This window comes from Chryseobacterium candidae (genome assembly GCF_004916905.1).
Classification (GTDB): domain Bacteria; phylum Bacteroidota; class Bacteroidia; order Flavobacteriales; family Weeksellaceae; genus Chryseobacterium; species Chryseobacterium candidae.
Map to the genome: position 1 here is coordinate 25,621 of NZ_SDLV01000010.1, position 18,609 is coordinate 44,229.

The 18,609-nt window shown below is 38.6% G+C and carries 13 protein-coding genes; 1 reads left to right on the forward strand and 12 read right to left on the reverse strand.

The window, feature by feature from the left end; all coding sequences use genetic code 11:
- Positions 1–5: 5 nt before the first annotated feature.
- The 9 genes from EK417_RS04995 to amaB form a co-directional block, all read right to left on the reverse strand.
- Positions 6–2,138, reverse strand: a complete 2,133-nt coding sequence (locus tag EK417_RS04995; RefSeq protein WP_110366082.1) for a type VI secretion system Vgr family protein — start codon at positions 2,136–2,138, stop codon at positions 6–8.
- A 709-nt stretch (positions 2,139–2,847) separates the two neighbouring features.
- On the reverse strand, positions 2,848–4,263 hold the full coding sequence (locus tag EK417_RS05000; protein ID WP_110366081.1) for an efflux transporter outer membrane subunit: 1,416 nt from the start codon (positions 4,261–4,263) through the stop codon (positions 2,848–2,850).
- A gap of 91 nt (positions 4,264–4,354) precedes the next feature.
- Entirely contained in the window at positions 4,355–7,501 is a 3,147-nt protein-coding gene (locus EK417_RS05005; protein WP_076597335.1) for an efflux RND transporter permease subunit, read from the reverse strand.
- Complete coding sequence (locus tag EK417_RS05010; protein ID WP_136521507.1) at positions 7,501–8,688, reverse strand: efflux RND transporter periplasmic adaptor subunit; 1,188 nt, start codon at positions 8,686–8,688, stop codon at positions 7,501–7,503. Before EK417_RS05010 ends, EK417_RS05005 begins: the two co-directional genes overlap by 1 nt.
- Position 8,689: 1 nt before the next feature.
- Complete coding sequence (locus EK417_RS05015; RefSeq protein ID WP_076597337.1) at positions 8,690–9,145, reverse strand: transcriptional regulator; 456 nt, start codon at positions 9,143–9,145, stop codon at positions 8,690–8,692.
- 116 nt (positions 9,146–9,261) lie between these two features.
- The gene (locus EK417_RS05020) at positions 9,262–9,774 is read right to left on the reverse strand and encodes a GNAT family N-acetyltransferase (protein WP_136521508.1); all 513 of its coding nucleotides are present in this window, start codon (positions 9,772–9,774) and stop codon (positions 9,262–9,264) included.
- A 172-nt stretch (positions 9,775–9,946) separates the two neighbouring features.
- The gene (locus EK417_RS05025; RefSeq protein ID WP_076597339.1) at positions 9,947–10,177 is read right to left on the reverse strand and encodes a DUF2007 domain-containing protein; all 231 of its coding nucleotides are present in this window, start codon (positions 10,175–10,177) and stop codon (positions 9,947–9,949) included.
- 61 nt (positions 10,178–10,238) lie between these two features.
- A complete protein-coding gene (lat, locus tag EK417_RS05030; protein WP_136521509.1) occupies positions 10,239–11,564 on the reverse strand; it encodes an L-lysine 6-transaminase in 1,326 nt (441 codons plus the stop codon).
- A 112-nt stretch (positions 11,565–11,676) separates the two neighbouring features.
- Positions 11,677–13,227: an L-piperidine-6-carboxylate dehydrogenase gene (amaB, locus tag EK417_RS05035; RefSeq protein ID WP_136521510.1), complete on the reverse strand. Its 1,551-nt coding sequence runs from the start codon at positions 13,225–13,227 to the stop codon at positions 11,677–11,679.
- Between the two features lie 135 nt (positions 13,228–13,362).
- Between amaB and EK417_RS20980 the strand changes: the two genes are divergently transcribed.
- The gene (locus EK417_RS20980) at positions 13,363–13,512 is read left to right on the forward strand and encodes an FAM210 family protein (protein WP_002979804.1); all 150 of its coding nucleotides are present in this window, start codon (positions 13,363–13,365) and stop codon (positions 13,510–13,512) included.
- Positions 13,513–13,702: 190 nt separating this feature from the next.
- Here the strand turns inward: EK417_RS20980 and EK417_RS05040 are convergent, their stop codons facing one another.
- From EK417_RS05040 to EK417_RS05050, 3 genes are all read right to left on the reverse strand, one after another.
- Positions 13,703–13,891: a type II toxin-antitoxin system antitoxin gene (locus tag EK417_RS05040; protein ID WP_076597342.1), complete on the reverse strand. Its 189-nt coding sequence runs from the start codon at positions 13,889–13,891 to the stop codon at positions 13,703–13,705.
- 79 nt (positions 13,892–13,970) lie between these two features.
- Entirely contained in the window at positions 13,971–14,837 is an 867-nt protein-coding gene (locus tag EK417_RS05045) for an SPFH domain-containing protein (protein ID WP_110366076.1), read from the reverse strand.
- Positions 14,838–15,227: 390 nt separating this feature from the next.
- On the reverse strand, positions 15,228–18,497 hold the full coding sequence (locus EK417_RS05050; RefSeq protein ID WP_136521511.1) for a cytochrome c biogenesis protein CcsA: 3,270 nt from the start codon (positions 18,495–18,497) through the stop codon (positions 15,228–15,230).
- Positions 18,498–18,609 lie beyond the last annotated feature (112 nt).

Below are 18,609 nucleotides of genomic sequence, written 5' to 3' on the forward strand. Positions count from 1 at the left end.
TTGAATTACATAATATTGGTATCTCCTGAAGACATCACAGCACTTGGGCCTCCGGTAATGGTGAGTGGTGAGTCTGTACTGATATCCATTGGGCCTCCTTTGCTTGAAAGTCCTAAAGCTCCCGTAAGTGCGGTAATATCAATCATTCCTTTTCCTGCTGATGCCATAATACCTGCTTCGGATATGGTAATAGAATTATCACCTACCTGCAGGGTTATGCTTGTCTTTCCGTCAAGCGTAATATTTCCGCCGGCATCCATTTTTAACAGTGATTGCGGTGGAGCATCTTTTTTGCCGCCCACATTGATGACGTTGGTACTGCCTGCATTCACGGTATGATTGCTATTGGCGTTGGTGGTTGCATTCCCTGTTCCGTCAAAATTCATATTGGCCCCCCCTTGATCTTTAAGATTAACAGATCCGGCGCCGTTGTCATACTTGAGTTCTGCACCGCTCCGGCCGCTGAAACTCATGATATTATTTCCAGCGCCGCCACCGGCTCCGATTCCGCCATGATACATTCCTCCCATCACAAAAGGGCGGTCCGGGTGAAGGTGTACAAAATTGACAATTATCTGGTCTCCTACTTCGGGAACAGACATAAAGCCACGGTTTTTGCCTACTTTTTCACTGCTTCCGGCATCCGGAGACATCACGCGGATAAATTCTGTAGTATCCTGCCCGCTCTGCCAGTCGAGCTGAACCTGTACACGGCCCTGGTTTTCAGGGTCCGTATTGGAAACCACCTTTCCAAACTGGGGTTCTGCTGTGGGAACTGTAAATTCCGGTCTTGGTATAAATCCGGTATCAGAAGCTATTGCCCGGAAAGAGCCGTCGTAATATCCGCGGGCATCCACTTCATGGGTTACTTCTATAAGCATGAGCCTGGTAAAATAACCGGTATCATTGGTATCCGTTTTACGCATCTCTATATCTGCAATACATCCAGGATAAAGAAAGGGTACGGTTGTATTGCCGGAGGTTACAAAAACTTCTGAAGCCTTGCTTCCGGCTGCCCCTTTCTGTGAAGCATCAATATCCATAAAAGAGGATGCTTTAATGGGAGCTACTCTCAGAGACGGGGTCTGAAAAGTTTTCTCCGAAATTTCATAAGCTCTCTTCGCAATATCTGAGGTATGGGTTATTTTTGAACTTCCGCCCTTAAATTTTTCATTTTTGCTGCTGTTATATCCGTAAAATGATGGATTTACATGCTGGGCTTTCATTCTAATTTTAACATCGGTAAGATTACTGCCATAAGTCAATAATACTGGTTTTTCCTGTGGAGGCAGCTGTCCGAAATGTAAAACTTCCCCATCATAGAAAAATTGTTCTCCATACGCTTCGGCCATTCTGGCCAGATAATTATAATGGGTTTCTTCATACTGACAGCTGTAAGATACATTGCCATGACGCGCATCCACCCTGAAATCAAATTTCCCCTGTCCCAATCCCTGTTTAATCACTTCATTGGCAATACTGTTCAAACTTACCGGTTGCGCGCCTCCAAAACTTTGAATATGAGGGGCAGCATCCAGCAAGATTGTTGGACTGAAACCGGACAAAACAAGATTTCCCAGACTTCCTTTTTCCTGGCTGAACCCGACTTCAGTGATAACACCTATAAAATTCCGTTCAGCACCACCTTCCACATCTTTATATTTGAAAACAACGGTAATTCTTTTTCCGAGAAAATTCTGTGCTTTTTCAAGATTATGATTTTCTGTATCTCCTAAAGCATCATGGGCAAGAATGAGTTCAAATTCATGATGCTTGGTTGTACTTTGTGTCAGTTTAAAATGTTTGAAATATTGTACAGGTTTACCTTCCACATGAATATCAAGCTTTACTACCCGATTAATCCCTGCTATAGCGCTCTCCGGAATACTGTCGGCATTGAATATTCCGGAAGTAGGCTGTTTAGCCCAAAGTTTCTCTTTTATGATGGCTGGTTCATTGGGTAATAAGGGCTGGTTCAGAAACTGTTTCCCTGTATTTACCACCTGGGCTGCATTAGTAGCTTTTGAAGCCGCTTTCTTTACTTCTTTGATTTTTTTATTTTCTTTGATTTTTTTTACAAAATCTTTCTTTTCTGAACCTATTTCCGGTTTGGGAAAATTATTCTGTTCCTGAAACATGATATCATAATTTTTATCGGTTCTATTGATAAACGGAGATTTTCACCTAAAAGGCGGGACCATTCTGCTCGGAAAGACAATCAGTAATATGTGATGGTCTCAATACAAAATTACTGTCAGACTGTCTTGAGAATTATATCAGAAAGAGTATGAATAAAGATCAATACTCAAAAGCTAATTAAAAGCAGCCATTTTTCAGGCGCATGAATGTTCTTTTTCATAAGTTTTTTTATTGATTTGGTTCTGCCAATTTATCATCTTAAATATTCACTTCAAAATGAATTAGCTATTATTTTAAAAATTGTAGTAGTTCTACTACAGTGAATGAAAAAATTCCATGCTAAACCCTTATAAAGTAAAGGCGTAATATTTTTATGATTCTCGTCCATTTTCCAGACAAGCAACAATATAAGTTGTAAAGAATTATTCATATTATTTTAGAAAGAATCAATGGAATAAAATTGTTTAAAGAATGAGTTGCCAGACTTGTTCCAAACTCTATTCTTATTCTTAAATAATACAGGATAAATCCAAAAAAAATCTGAGGAGCGAATGTTACAAAAGAATACATAAGTAAATTAGTAGTTGTATTGTATTATCCTAACGAAACATTGGCTGCCCTCTGGTGTTTTATAAATTCTTTAAGCACACAAAAAACGTATGCCATTGCTGACATACGTTTTTTATGATATTATATTGAAGAATACGGTTATTTCCAGCCTCCGCCTAAAGCCTGATAAAGCTCTACGGCTGCTTTCATTTTACTGTATCTTGCATTGGAGATGTTAAGCTCTGCATTCAATGAATTCACACTGGCGTTCAACACTTCAAGATAGTTGGCCATCCCATAGTTTACCAATTCCTGAGAATAGTCTACCGATTTTTTGTAGGCATCCAGCTCTTTTTGTTTCAAATCAATAAATGAATCCTGAACCGAGAAAACCCTGATGGCATCTGAGACTTCTTTTCCGGCAGTCAGAACTGTTTTTCTGAAATTAAGATAAGCCGTTTCCTTATTGGCAAGACTTACGTCATAGTTGGTCTGTATCTGTCTCTTATTCAAAATCGGCTGAGCCAGTCCCGCGACTACATTTGCAAACAATGAATTTACACTGAATAAATGGTCAATATCCACAGACTGCAGTCCGCCGCTTCCTGTTAATTTTAAAGTTGGATAAAACTGAGCTTTGGCTGCGTTGGTTAACTCAAAAGCATTCATTAAATTAAATTCTGCTCTCATGACATCCGGGCGATTGGCCAGAAGTTGAGTGGGGTAGCCCAGTTTCAAATCGATTGGAAGCTTCTGCCCTTCTAATGTAGATCTTTCGATAGAATGGGAAGGTTCTCCCATCAAAAGACTCATGGTATTTTCAAGCAGCTGGATCTGTGTATCAATATCAATCAGTAATGATTTGGCATTGAAAACAAGTGCTTCACTTTGCTGTACTGCTACTTCAGTAACTGTTCCGGCAGTTTTTAAAGCCTTGGTAGCTTCAAGGTTTTTCTCTCTTACCGCAATGGTTTCCGTAATAATTCTCTTCTGTGCATCAAATGTCAGTAATTGATAATATGCAGAGGCAATGGAAGATACCAAACTGCTTTTAACAGCTTTATGAGCTGCAACAGTTCCCAAATAAGTCGCAAGCTGTGCTTTCTCCTGAGCTTTTAATTTACCCCAGATATCAGCTTCCCATCCGATGCTCGCTGTAATGTCAAACTGATTTACATATCGCCTTTCTCCAATGATCTGTCCAAACTGGGTATTGATAGACTGCGTCTGAAATGTATAGTTGGGTCCGATAGCAAGGGTTGGCTGATAGGCTGCTTTACTCTGTTTAAGATAAGCTTCCGCAGAATTAATACTTTCCAAAGCAATTCTGATATCAAGATTGTTTTCCAGTGCCTTAGAAATATGCCCCTGCAATATCGGATCAGTGAATATCTCTTTCCAGGAAATATCCGCAATATTGGTACTGTCCGAAGGAAGCATGTCTGTACGAAAAAGCTTTTCGTCCACAACGTTCTTCGGTCTTTCATATTCTTTTCTTGCCATACAGGATGAGATGGCTCCGAGTATGAAAACTGAAAAGGTGATTCCTTTTATGATGTTTAATAAACTCTTCATTATTTTTAATTAGAAGTTAGAAGTTAGAGTTTAGAAGTTAGTTTTTAGACTTATCTTTAATTTCTAATTTCTAACTTCTTAAATCTTAATTTTATTCTGCTAAATTGATATCTTCTTTTTTGATAGGTTTAATTTTTTCCTGCAGTGTTTCAAAAATCACATACAGAACCGGAATTACGAATAATCCCAAAACAGTTCCTATCAACAGTCCGATGGCCGCACCCGTAGCGATAGACCTGTTCCCTACTGCTCCGATTCCACTTGCCAGCACCAACGGCAATAAACCGAAAATAAAGGCGAATGAGGTCATTAGAATAGGTCTTACCCTGGCTTTCGCTGCATTGATGGCTGACATCACAATGGTTTCACCATGATGCCTTCTCTGAACAGCGAATTCAACAATAAGAATTGCATTTTTCGCCAATAGTCCCACGAGCATGATCAGAGCAATCTGGAAATAAATATTATTTTCCAGTCCCATAATCTTCTGGCCGAAGTAAGCTCCCATTACCCCAAGAGGAAGAGAAATAATAACGATCAGCGGAAGGATATAACTTTCATACTGTGCGGAAAGGATAAAGTAAACGAAGACCAAACTCAACCCGAAAATCAGAAGGGTCTGAGATCCTGAATTTAATTCTTCTCTCGTTAACCCTGTAAATTCTACGGCATAGTTTTGATTCAGGGTTTCATCCGCTACCTGCTGTACCGCAGCAATAGCATCCCCGGAACTGTATCCGTCAGAGTTTGCTCCTGTAACCTTCACGGAAGTAAACAGGTTATAACGGCTTACAGATTGTGGTCCGTAGGCTTTTTTCAAGGTTACAAACTGTGAGATCGGAGTCATGATACCTGATCCTGTTCTCACATAAAGCTGATTCAGGTTTTCAATATTCTTTCTGTTCTCAGGAAGCGCCTGAACCATAACCCTGAATTGCTTTCCATACTTGGTAAAGTCGGCTGTATAAATACCACCAATATACCCCTGCATGGTAGACAGGATGTCGTTTACAGAAACTCCAAGCTGTTTGCTAAGAGGAACATTAATTTCCATCTGATACTGAGGATATTTCGTATTGAATGAAGTCTGTGCAAACTGAATTTCCGGTCTCTGCATCAGTTTACCGATGAATTCATTGGTTTTAGCATCCAGATCAGCATATTCTCCACCTGATTTATCAAGCAACACCATTTCAAAACCAGCACTGCTACCAAATCCCGGTACACTTGGCGGCTGGAAGAATACCACTTTGGCATCAGGAACAGATCCTACAATTCCGAATAATTTTTTGGTGATGTCTTCAGAAGTCTGTCCGTCTTTTTTTCTTTCTTCGAATGGTTTCAGTTTCACAAAGGCAAGACCGTTGTTACTTCCGTTTCCGGATAAGAATCCTCTACCTGTTGAAATGGTTACGTTCTGTACGCCCGGAACTTTCAGTGCTTTTGCCTGAAGCGTTTTCAAAGTGTTGTAAGTTCTTTCCATAGAAGCTCCCGGAGGAAGCTGAACATCTGTAAAGATAATTCCCCTGTCTTCTGTAGGTACAAATCCCTTCTTCATACTGCTGCTTGCCCAGAATAAGATCCCTCCGGTAACAGCAAAAATAATCAGGGTTACCCATTTATGTCTTAACAGGAATACAAATCCTCTTCCGTAACGTTCAGTAGTTGTTTTAAAAGCAATATTAAACTTATAGAAAAACTTCTGTAGTAAGTTTAAGTTCTTATACTCTGCATGATGTGCTTCATGAGGTTTCAGGAATAATGAACATAAAACGGGACTCAGCGTTAATGCATTAATTGCAGAAATGATGATGGCTATAATCAGTGTAATACCAAACTGCTGGTAGAATACCCCTGTAGGCCCTGTAATGAAAGTTACCGGGATAAATACGGCTGCCATTACCAACGTAATAGAGATAATAGCCCCTGTAATCTCATCCATTGCTTCTACTGTTGCCTTTTTAGCATCTGAAATACCATGTTCCATCTTAGCATGAACGGCCTCGACGACGACGATGGCGTCATCCACTACAATACCAATTGCCAGTACCAATGCAAATAAGGTTAAGAGGTTTAATGAATACCCAAAAAGGTTCAGGAAGAAGAACGCTCCTACAATAGATACCGGAACCGCAATGGCCGGGATCAGCGTAGATCTGAAATCCTGAAGGAAAATATATACTACAATAAATACCAGAATAAAGGCCTCAATCAGGGTATGTACTACCTTTTCAATGGAAGCTTCCAGGAATTCGTTGGTATCAAAGTTAAAAGTATACTTTACGCCCTTTGGAAAAGTTCCCTCGGCTGATTTAAGATAGGCTTTGATATTTTTAATAATCTCCTGTGCATTGGATCCCGGGGTCTGGAAGATCCCCATACTGATGGAAGGATTGTTTCCGTTCTCCCCTATTCCTGTATAAGACTGTCCTGCCAGTTCTACTTTAGCAACGTCTTTCAGCATCAGGTTTTGTCCGTTTCCAAGAGATTTAATGATGATATTGTCGTATTGTTCTTTATCGTTGAATTTACCTACATATTTGATGATGTATTCAAAAGAACTTCCGCTGTTCTGTCCGATAGAACCCGCAGCTGCTTCTCTACTCTGCTCGTTGATGGCATTGGTAACATCAGTAGGCGTTACACTGTAGGCAGCCATTTTTGCAGGATCAAGCCAGATTCTCATTGAGTAGTTTTTACCACCAAAAACGTTGGCATCTCCAACACCATTTACCCTTTTCAGATTGGGAATAATATTGATATTCAAAAAGTTCTGAAGGTACACATCATCAAGATCCTTATTTTCAGAATAAAAAGACATATACATCAGGGCACTGGTCTGCTGCTTCTGGGTTACAACCCCTGAACGTGTTACTTCAGATGGTAAAAGAGGTGTTGCTCTGGCCACACGGTTCTGTACGTTTACCGCTGCGATATCCGGATCTATTCCCTGTTTGAAAAAAACCTGGATCTGAGCAGAACCGTCATTCCCGGCACTGGAAGTGATATAATCCATACCTTCCACCCCATTGATCTGTTCTTCCAAAGGTACTACTACACTTTTCATTACCGTCTCGGCATTGGCTCCCGTATAATTGGCAGAAACGCTTACCGTAGGCGGTGCAATATCCGGATACTGTGTAACCGGTAACGAGATCAGTCCCAGCACACCGAGAATCACAATCAAGATTGAGATTACGGTGGATAAAACCGGTCTGTTAATAAAGTTCTTTATCATTAGAATTTCGGTTTTATAGATTGAACAAGACTATCCATTTTGATTGGCTTCGGCTTCACTGCTGTTCCCGGTTTCAACCCTCCGATACCAGCTGCAATAATTTTTTCTCCTTTATTAACTCCTGATTTGATAAGAGCCATATTGTCGATTCTGTCAATAACATTCACAACGACGTTTCTGGCAGTATCTCCTTTTTCTACTTTGTATACGTAAACGATACCCTGTTGTTCGTAAGTAGCACTTTCAGGTACCACAAGAACATTATCGTAATGCTGAGGGAATCTGATGGTTCCGCTGTTACCATTACTTAATAATTTCTGAGCGTTCGAGAAAGCAACTCTGAACTGAATAGTCCCGGTTGTAGGATCAATCTGCCCTGTAATGGCTTCAATTCTCCCCTTTTCAGGATAAAGACTTCCATTGGCCAGCTGAAGCTCAACCATGGGTAAGTTTTTGATTTTCTCAGGCATAGAAGCTCCCGGAGATTTTTCAAGAAAATCAAAATATTCTTTTTCATTCATCGCGAAGTAAGCGTAGATCTCAGAAGTATCAGAAATCGTTGTCAGAGGCGTCTGATCAGACGGCCCTACCAAACTTCCTACTTTCAATGGCAGTCTTCCGATTACCCCTGAAATAGGTGCACGGATAATAGAATATTCGATATTGGCTTCTACGCCTTTGTAATTAGCTTCAGCCTGTTTTTTGGCTGCATTCGCCTGTTGCAGCTGAGCCTGAGCCTGAGCCAGCTGAGCCTGAGCGGTCTGTAACTGCACGTTACTGATGATATTTTTCTGAACCAGAGGTTTTAGTTTATTGACTTCTACCTGAGCTGCATTTACAGAAGCCTGAGCTGCGGCAACACTAGATGCTGCAGCACTGATTCCTGCTTTGGAAGCGGCTGCATTTTCGGTCAGAATATTGGTTTCCAGACGGAACAATGGCTGTCCTTTTGTTACATATTGTCCTTCATCTACCAATACCTGGGTAATATATCCCTGTATCTTTGCACGTACATCATTGTTTACCCTACCCTGGATGGTAGCCGGAAACGTCTGATAACCCACTATATTTTTTGACTCCACGGAAATGACAGGATACGGCTTGGCACCATCCTGTTTCGGAGCTTCTTTTTTGCAGGCCGTCAGTGAAAACGCTGCAATGGAAAGTATAACTAGCTTATTATTCATTTTATAGTTTATTAAGAGATTCCTGAATATTTTCTATATTTTTATTTAAGAGTGCTTTGTAAACTTCTATTCTTTCATTGTATCCATCGTCTTTACTTTTTTTAAAATTGTTTAAATCATCTAATAGTCTTAATTCGTCCTGCATTTTCTGGACAATTTTCTCGAATCGTATTTTTTTGTATTCATCATTGATGAAAAAATACCGTTTCCGCTCATCCATTTTGTTATGGTCTACGATAAGCTGAGCATTAAGCAGTAATGAAATACTGGTGGAAACAGAACTTTTGCTCGCGGAGAGCACTTCAACAAACTCGTCAAAAGTAATTCCTACTTTCTCATAGTCAAAAAGAAGGTAGGAATAAATTTTTGAGGCTAAAGGAGGTAAGCTAAACACAGTGCCATAGAATTTTACGGCATCCTGAAAAATTTTTTCATCAACTTCTATACTTTGGTGCATAATATAAAAATTTGAACAAAAGTAGAAATTAGTTCAGAACCAAACGAACAAACCTGATAGAGTTTATAAATACAGAGCGTTTTAAAAATTCAATGAAAGTTGATTTAACTTTTGGGCTAAATTATAATCTTCTCAAAAGCTTTCCTCAATCCGTCTTTCAAAAGAACCTCACCGCAATAAGAATAACCTTTGCCTTCAAGGATTTTCAACATAGCCATATTATCATGGTTGGTATCTACTTTAACACTCTGAATTCCATGGGATTTAGTAAACTCCTCAATCTGATCAAAAAGTTTTTTTACCATACCCTGCCCTGCAAATTTTTCATTTACAGCTACTCTGTGAACCACAACAAATTCACCGTCACTTAACCATGCTCCTTCAATGGTGCTGTAAGCCGGTTCATCATTCAAGATCAGGGCTGCATATACTGCAATCTCTCCATCTACAGTCAATACATGCCCGAATCCTTTCGCAATATCACTTTCCACTGTCCCGAGATCAGGGTATCCGTTCTGCCACTGGGTGCTTCCATCCTGTCTTCTTCTTTCGATGGATTGCTGAATGATTTCCCAAATAATGTTTCTGTCTTCAATTTCCGCTTGTCTTAGTTTAATCTCTGGATTCATGTTATAAAATTTGATTAAAAGATTGAATGATTTAAGAATTTAAAATCAGGTTTACTGCTTTTCGTTTAATCCTTGAAATACTTATTCTTTGATGATTTGCAATTAAAAAACCGAAAATTAATTTAAATTAATTTTCGGTTTGAAGTAGTAAAATTTAAAATTATGAAATTGTTTATTGATTTTCACTTTGTTGAAGATAAGCATCAATAATTTCAAATGCTCTTTTTTCTTCTTCCAGATCTACCATAAGCTTCAGCGAAGTTGCCGTTGGCGTAGTGGTAAACGTAAGATAGTTATTTTCAACGGTATTTGCAATTTGTGCGTCATCCAATTTAGACTTAACCAACTGAATTTCTGAAGGGTTATCACTTACATAAACTGATACTCTCGTACTTCTTTCCATATCCTAAATGTTTGAGTATCTAAATATACGATGTTTTTTTTAAAATTACAAATACCGGATTTTAAATTTTATTAATATTGTTTTCAATTTTGTCTAAAGCAAGCTGGATCTCTTCTTTAGTAACATTTAAATGAGGTCTGAAACGAAGAGACTGATCTCCACAAGGAAGAATGATTAAGCCGTCGTTGAAAAGCTCACTCATCAGGTGATTTCTCTGCTCTGCAGTGGGAAGATCAATAGCACACATTAAGCCTCTTCCTCTTGCGTTGGATATTTTTTCAGGATATTTTGCAGCAAGGGCTTTTAAGCTTTCCAGTAAGAAATCTCCCACTACTCTTGCGTTCTCAACAAGATTTTCTTTTTCGATCACTTCCATTACCAATTGGAAACGAAGCATATCAATAAAGTTTCCTCCAAAGGTAGAGTTGATTCTTGAACTTTCTCTGAAAACATTGTTCGGAACCTGGTCAAACTTTTCTCTATTGGCCAGTACGCCGCAAACCTGAGCTTTTTTACCGAAAGAAATAATATCAGGTTTTGCTGTAAAATGCTGGAATGCCCACATTTTTCCTGTAATGGCAATCCCTGTCTGAACTTCATCAAAAATAAGTAAGATTTCATTCTGATCACAGATTCTTCTTAATCCTAATAAGAATTCGTCTCTGAAATGATTGTCACCTCCTTCAGCCTGAATAGGCTCAATGATGATACAAGCCACTTTATCAGGATTCATCAAAATAGCTTCTTCAATCTGAACTAAAGCAAGGTTTTCGTTTTTAATGGTTTCTTCAAGGTTCTCTTCAGTAATCGGGAACTTTAATTTGGGGTTTAAAATTCTCGGCCAGTTGAACATCGGGAAATACTGGTACTTTCTTGGATCAGACGTATTGGTTAAGCTTAAAGTATAACCACTTCTTCCATGGAAAGCCTGTTTGAAATGAATACAGATTCCTGCTTCTGTGTTTAAGCCTTTTGCAAAGTTTTTGCGGGTTTTCCAGTCGAAGCATGCCTTCATTGCGTTTTCAACCCCCATTGTTCCTCCTTCAATAAAGAAAGCATATTGTAATTCTTCGGGAATAACTACTCTTTCAAAAACTTCAAGGAAGTGAGCGTATTCTTCTGAGTAAACGTCAGCTAAAGTAGGTTTGTTCACAGCCATTCTTCCTAACCATTCTGATCTTTCTACAAGATAAGGGTGATTGTACCCGATAGATGCTGACGCAAACATAGAGAACATATCCAGGTATTCTCTGTCTGTCAGTTTATCATAAAGCCATGAGCCGTGTGATCTTTCAATATCCATCACAAAATCGAAACCGTCTGCCAACACATGTCTTCCTACTGTTTCTTTTACTTTATTTGCTTTTATATCTAATGTGTGTTCCATAATAAATTTGTAGTGTGATTTAATAAGTGAGTGATGAAATAATCCAATGAATTGAGTATTTAATCATTCAGGTTATTAATTTTTTTGTTTTTAAGTACTTTAAGCAAAACTTTTATAAATCAAATTTAATACCTTGTGCTAAAGGAAGTTGCGCTGTATAATTTATAGTATTGGTTTGTCTTCTCATATAGTATTTCCAGGCGTCAGATCCTGACTCTCTTCCTCCTCCGGTTTCTTTTTCACCACCAAAAGCTCCCCCAATTTCAGCACCGGAAGTTCCGATATTGACGTTGGCAATACCACAGTCTGAACCGGCATGAGAAAGAAACAGCTCTGCTTCTCTTAAATTCTGGGTCATGATCGCAGAGGATAATCCCTGAGGAACATCATTCTGGATAGCGATAGCTTCCTCTAATGTTTTGTATTTGATTAAATATAGGATTGGTGCGAAAGTTTCGTGCTGAACAATTTCATAAGAGTTTTTCACTTCTGCAACGCAGGGCTTCACATAGCATCCGGATTCGTAGTCTTTTCCGGTTAGAACTCCGCCTTCAACAACGAATTTTCCACCTTCTTTTTTACATTTCTTGATAGCTTCTTCGTATTGATTTACAGCATCAGTATCAATAAGCGGTCCAACATGGTTTTTCTCATCCAATGGATTTCCGATTTTCAACTGTCCGTAAGCCTTTGCCAATCTTGTTTTCACTTCGTCGTATACACTTTCGTGGATAATCAGTCTTCTTGTTGAAGTACATCTCTGGCCAGCAGTTCCTACAGCTCCGAAAACAGCTCCGATGATCGACATGTCGATATCAGCTTCTTTTGTAATGATGATGGCATTGTTTCCACCTAATTCAAGGATAGACTTCCCGAATCTTTCTGCTACTTTAGAAGAAACCATTCTTCCTACTCTGGTAGATCCTGTGAAAGAAACAAGAGCAACTCTTTTATCGTCTACCAGTTTCTGCCCGATTTCATGGTCTGATACCAATACACTTGAAACGCCTTCAGGAAGGTTATTTTCCTTCAGAACTTCCATCATGATATTCTGGCATGCAATAGCGCAAAGCGGTGTTTTTTCAGATGGCTTCCAGATGGTAACGTTACCACAGATCCATGCTAAAGCTGTATTCCAGGACCATACTGCTACCGGAAAGTTGAATGCGGTGATAATCCCGACAACTCCCAGCGGATGGTACTGCTCATACATTCTGTGTCCAGGCCTTTCAGAGTGCATGGTGTACCCCTGAAGCTGTCTTGAAAGTCCTACTGCAAAGTCACAGATATCAATCATCTCCTGAACTTCTCCAAGACCTTCCTGTAAAGATTTACCCATTTCATAAGAAACAAGTTTACCCAGATCGTCTTTATATTCTCTTAATTTTAAGCCCAGCTGTCTTACCATCTCTCCTCTTTTAGGAGCCGGGATCAGCCTGAATTCCTGAAATGCTTTTTGAGCAGTTTCAATTACTTTGTCATAATCACTTTCTCCGGAAGTTTTTACTTTAGCGATCAACTTTCCGTCCACAGGAGAAATGCTCTCTATCACCTTTCCTGAAGCGAAATATTTTCCGCCCACTGAAGTCCCTTTGTTTTCTTCTTTAATCCCAAGATTTCTGAGTGTTTTTTCGATTCCGAAATCCTTTACTTTTTTTGACATAAAATCTTACTTTTCGTTCTCTCTAAAGATAAAAATATTATGCGAACCTCAAAACTTTAATTTTTAATACGTTTTTTATTTGGACTAATTATAAACATGTTTATCTTTGCAGGGTAATCTTTTTGATAATCACCAATGGAAAATTCACAAGAAAACAACTCAAAGCTTAAAAAGTGGTTCAAGCGTGTGGGATGGGCAGGATTAGCTTTCTTTACCATAAAAGGCTTGATTTGGCTCGTCATATTCTACGTTGGAGCAGACAGTCTCCAAAGCTGTATACAATAAAAAAGCAGAGAAAATTTCTCTGCTTTCTTTTTGGGTAGAAGATTAATTGAATTATTATTTCTTTATTGAAAAGCTAAAAAACAAGGTCTTTTTTATATTTTCTGCAATTAAAAAAAGGAAAAAAATAATTGATTTCTATACGATTAATCCCGAAAAAGATTATTTTACTTCTTCTATTTGTCTTTTTAAACTACTCGTTCTTTTTTCTCCCTGCGTTCACCAGGCTCTGATGCAGCAGATATTCTATCTGTCCGTTCACACTTCTGAATTCATCATTGGCCCATTTTTCAAGGAGTTTATAAGTAGACTCGTCTATTCTTATCACAAAGGATTTTTTCCCTTTGCTTTCTGAAGAGTTCTGAGCTTTTTCTGATTTCATTTTCTAAATTCTCTTACATTATTTCTGATTACTTTAGTGTAAAACTCTATACACTAAAATCCAACTGTTTTTTCACTTCTTAATTGTAAAGTGTTCCAGCATTTAATATAGGTGTTGCTGCTTTTTCACCGCAAAGAACTACCATTAAATTGCTTACCATTGCCGCTTTTCTTTCATCATCCAATTCAACAATATTATCTTCTGAAAGTTTTTTCAATGCAAGGTCTACCATTCCTACAGCCCCTTCCACAATCTTGGTTCTTGCTGCAACAATAGCTGTAGCCTGCTGTCTCTGAAGCATTGCTCCGGCAATTTCTGAAGCATAAGCCAGGTGTGAAATTCTTGCCTCCTGAATCACAATTCCAGCTTTTGAAAGGCGGTCTGTAAGCTCCTGTTCCAAAATAGAATTGATTTTATCTCCTCCTTCTCTTAAGGTAATCGGAGCATGATCATCTTCTAAATTATCATAAGGAAAGCTCATCGCCAAATGTCTTACGGCTGCCTCACTCTGCATTTTTACAAAGTCAGAATAACGCTCTACATCAAAGGCCGCTTTATAAGTATCTCCCACTTTCCATACAATTACAACTGCAATTTCAATAGGGTTACCCATTTTATCATTTACCTTCAAAGTCTGACCCTGCAGATTTTCGGAACGTAAAGAAATTTTTTGTGATGAATATAAAGGATTGATGAAGAATAATCCGTTCTCTTTTACACTTCCCACATATTTTCCAAAGAAGTTTAAAACTCTCGAATGGTTCGGCTGAATAATCATTAACCCTTTTAAGAAAAAGCACGAAAGAAGAAAGCACAGCATAGAGATAACCACATAGGCTATACTTTGATCTACTCCACTCACAAAGAAGTATACTGCTGCAACAAACAAGGCCAGACAAATGACCAATGTAAGATAACCCGACATAGGTTTTAATGTTTTTTCCATAATTGAATTTTATTTTGATATTATTTTGATATCATAAAGATAGTAATCAATTTTGAATTACAAATGATAAATTTTGTTTTTTTTTGAATGAGCTGCGGGTTTCGGGTTTCGAGATGTGGGTATTTTTAACTAACGCAAAGTTCGCGAGGTTAATGCATTAGGATGCATTATATTTTTATTCGCAAAGCCACTTCGCTTAGCGAAGACCAATACTCTCTTTGCTGAGTGAAATGGTTTTGTGAACAATATTTTATCATCAGTAAAATTATTGCGAACCTTAGCGTTTGGAAAAACACCAGCTACCTTATATTTTACAAAGCATCAGAAATAATATAGACAAAAAAATCCCGGAAAGTGAATTCCGGGATTTGAATTTGTATTTTGAGATATTTATTTCTTTGTTAAAGTTTTAAACTTCCAATAAGAAACAGCGGCTAAAATAATCATTGTTGAGATTCCGATGTATACCCAGGCTGGTACCGGTACCGGATCTCCTGCTGCGTATGAGTGAAGTCCGCTCAGGTAATAGTTTACTCCAAAATACGTCATTACCATTGAGCAGAATGCAAACATTGTTGCTACGTGGAATGCCCATCTGCTTCTCAATCCAGGTACTAATCTCATATGTAATACAAATGCGTATACCATGATAGAGATGAAAGCCCATGTTTCTTTCGGGTCCCAGCTCCAGTATCTTCCCCATGATTCATTGGCCCAGATTCCTCCTAAGAAGTTTCCTACTGTTAATGCAAACAATCCGATGGTTAATGACATTTCAGAAACGATAACCAATTCCTTCAATGTAGTATCATGGTGAATTTTATAGGTTTCTTTATTGGAAATGATATAAAATACCAGGGAAATTACCGCAATGATCATCGACAAGGCGAAAAATCCATAACTGGATGTAATAATAGCCACGTGAACAATTAACCAGTAAGATTTCAATACAGGAACAAGCGGTGTAATCTGCGGATCAAGTGCAGAACCTCCGTGCGCAAATCCCATCATGATTACAGCTACCATGAATCCTGCCGCAGGAATCAATGCGTTGGCATTTCTGTACAGGATTAAACCTGCCGTAATACCTACCCATGAGATAAAGATAATGGCTTCATATCCGTTACTCCAGGGAGCGTGTCCTGAGATGTACCATCTTGCCACAAGTCCTAAGAAATGACACAGATAACCAATTAAACCAATCGCAATGATTACTTTAATTATTTTGTTTAATTTTTGATTTGATTTGAATAACTCAACAAAACCTAATATAAGAAGAAGACCTCCGATAAGGGTGTAGAAGATTAACAATTTGAAGTTAATATCTACTTTATTCATGAATACTTCCAGATCCACTTTGGATTTAGCAGGAACAACTGCTTTTCCCCATTTCTGCTGATAGTCTGAAAGCTTTGCCAATTCAGCATCTGCTTTGCTCCAGTCACCGGTTTTTTGTGCGGTAAGCGCTTCTGCAAAGTAAGGTCCCATTACCTGCTGAGATTCCATATCCGGTTCGAATTTTTGGTCTAACCATGAATGCCATGTATGGTTGGCATCATTTTTCACAGGAACAATTCTCATGAACTGACCGCTGAAGAACTCATTAAAGATCTGTACTCTTTCGTTGACAGCAATTACTTCTTTATCATAATTCGTTTGTTCAGCAGGCTTCTTACGGAATGCAGTATTGTAATCATGTTCCAAGATATACGTAAGATTACCATTTGCATCTGCAGGGAAAAGGTTCATCAAAGAAGTATAGCCATCTTCATCTGCTTTTGTCTTATTCTTCAGCTCATCTCCTCCTTTAGTTCCCACTTTAATAATCGGAACCATTGTCCAGCTTGGAGTATCTGTATTGATAGAAAGGAACCATTGGTTGGCTGTAAGAGATTTTCCGTCTGTTCCTTTAAATTCGTCTTTCTTGTATAGTTTTCTTAAAATATCGATTGCCTCTGTATTGATAGGAACAATTCTTCCTTCAAAGTTCTGAACCAAAAGATATCCGAATTTATCCGCATGTTCTTTGCTGATTTTGTTTCTTGCAATGATTTCGTCCGGAGAAATAGATCTCATTTTCCCCATTGGAGTTGCCAGAGAGTTCTGCTTAGGAGCAGCACCATCAAGTGGCTGGGCAGACGGAACCGGAGCGTGAGAATGATTGTCTCCTTCTACATGAATGTGTTCTCTGCTTCCATCTGTTGTTCCGTGCGTTTCTATTTTCTGTGCATTTAAACCTAAACTTAAGAACAATAAAAGTATACCTGCTGCTTTCTTTTTATTAACGTCAGCCAGCATTTTATTCAATTTCCAGAAATGAGTTCCTTTCCAGAAGAAGATTACAAACATTCCCAGGAATAAAAGTCCGTATCCGATATAAGAAATCAAAGTTCCCCAGTAATCGTGGTTTACGGAAAGAACGGTTCCCATTCTGTCCGGATCAAAACTCGACTGGAAGAAACGGTATCCTTTATGGTTAAGAACGTGGTTCATATAGATTTTATAAGGAGTTTCTTTGCCTTCATCAATGATTTTTACGTGGCTTTCATAAGCACTCGGAGATGAACTTCCCGGATACGTTTCCATTACGAAGTCATCCAGTTTCAATGCAAAAGGTGTGTTATATACTTTAGGTCCGAAACCAACCATGATGTTCAATCCGTCCATAGTAACCTGCTTGTAAGCGTTTGGATTTCCTTTTTCAACAGAAAGATCTACAATTTGTTTTGTTTTTGGTCCCTGAAGCTCAATCTGAAGCATATCGGGTACGTTAGCATCTTTTTTTCTGTCACCTTCAATCGCCATCAGCCTTCCTTTTTTAAGACCTTCAGGTACTACCAGTTTCAGCTCATTGATGGTATATAAACTTCTTAATGCCAAAGGCTGGAACTGATCTTTCACTGTACTTCCTGTTGCCTGCGTAGCCATGGTCATATAGCTTGCATCTACAGGAGTTTTGATGAATAATTTTCCGCCTTCATTTTTAAATTCAACAGCTCCTTCAATGGCTCTGTTGAATGTCACCAAAGTACCGTTGATAGATTTTGTTTCTCCCGGTTTGATGTAAATATTTTGTCTTCCGGTGCTTCCGGTAGAAACCAAATGAAGATACTCTGCCCCGTTGGGTTCAGCTACAAGGCTGTCTTTTTTTCTCTGGATGTATTCCTTGGCAAACACTTTCACTTCTTTTCCGTGGAAGTCATAGGTTGCTTTGAAATCTTTGTGTAACGGAGACATCAGATAAGGAACATCCTGATAATTCAGTACATCACCCTTTTCTTCGATCTGAATTTTAAAGAAATTTTTATCGGTTACAATTTCGTTGGACGTTTCACCTTCTCTGATGTGCATTGTTCCTTCAAAACTAATGTATCTGGTGATAGCACCACCGATAAAAATAAAAACAAAGGCAAGGTGGAAAACAAGAACCGGCCACTTATCTTTCTTCCACAGTCTGTATCTTCCGATATTTCCTATAAAATTGAGAATAAGCAGGACCATGATCAGTTCGAACCATTTAGCCTCATAAATTAATGCTTTTGCTGTAGGAGTTCCGTAGTCGTTTTCTAAGAACGTTGCATAGGCCATTGCGAATGCGTACACCAGCAACAATACAGCCATTGTCCTGGTTGAGATAAGAATATCTTGGAGCTTCTTCATGATTTATTGTACTTGACATGCAAAAATAAGCATGATAAACCACAAAGAGCTTAAAAAAAGCTGTTTTTTATCACTTTGGCCTCGGTTTTGCTTATTTTGAAACATTCTTAAT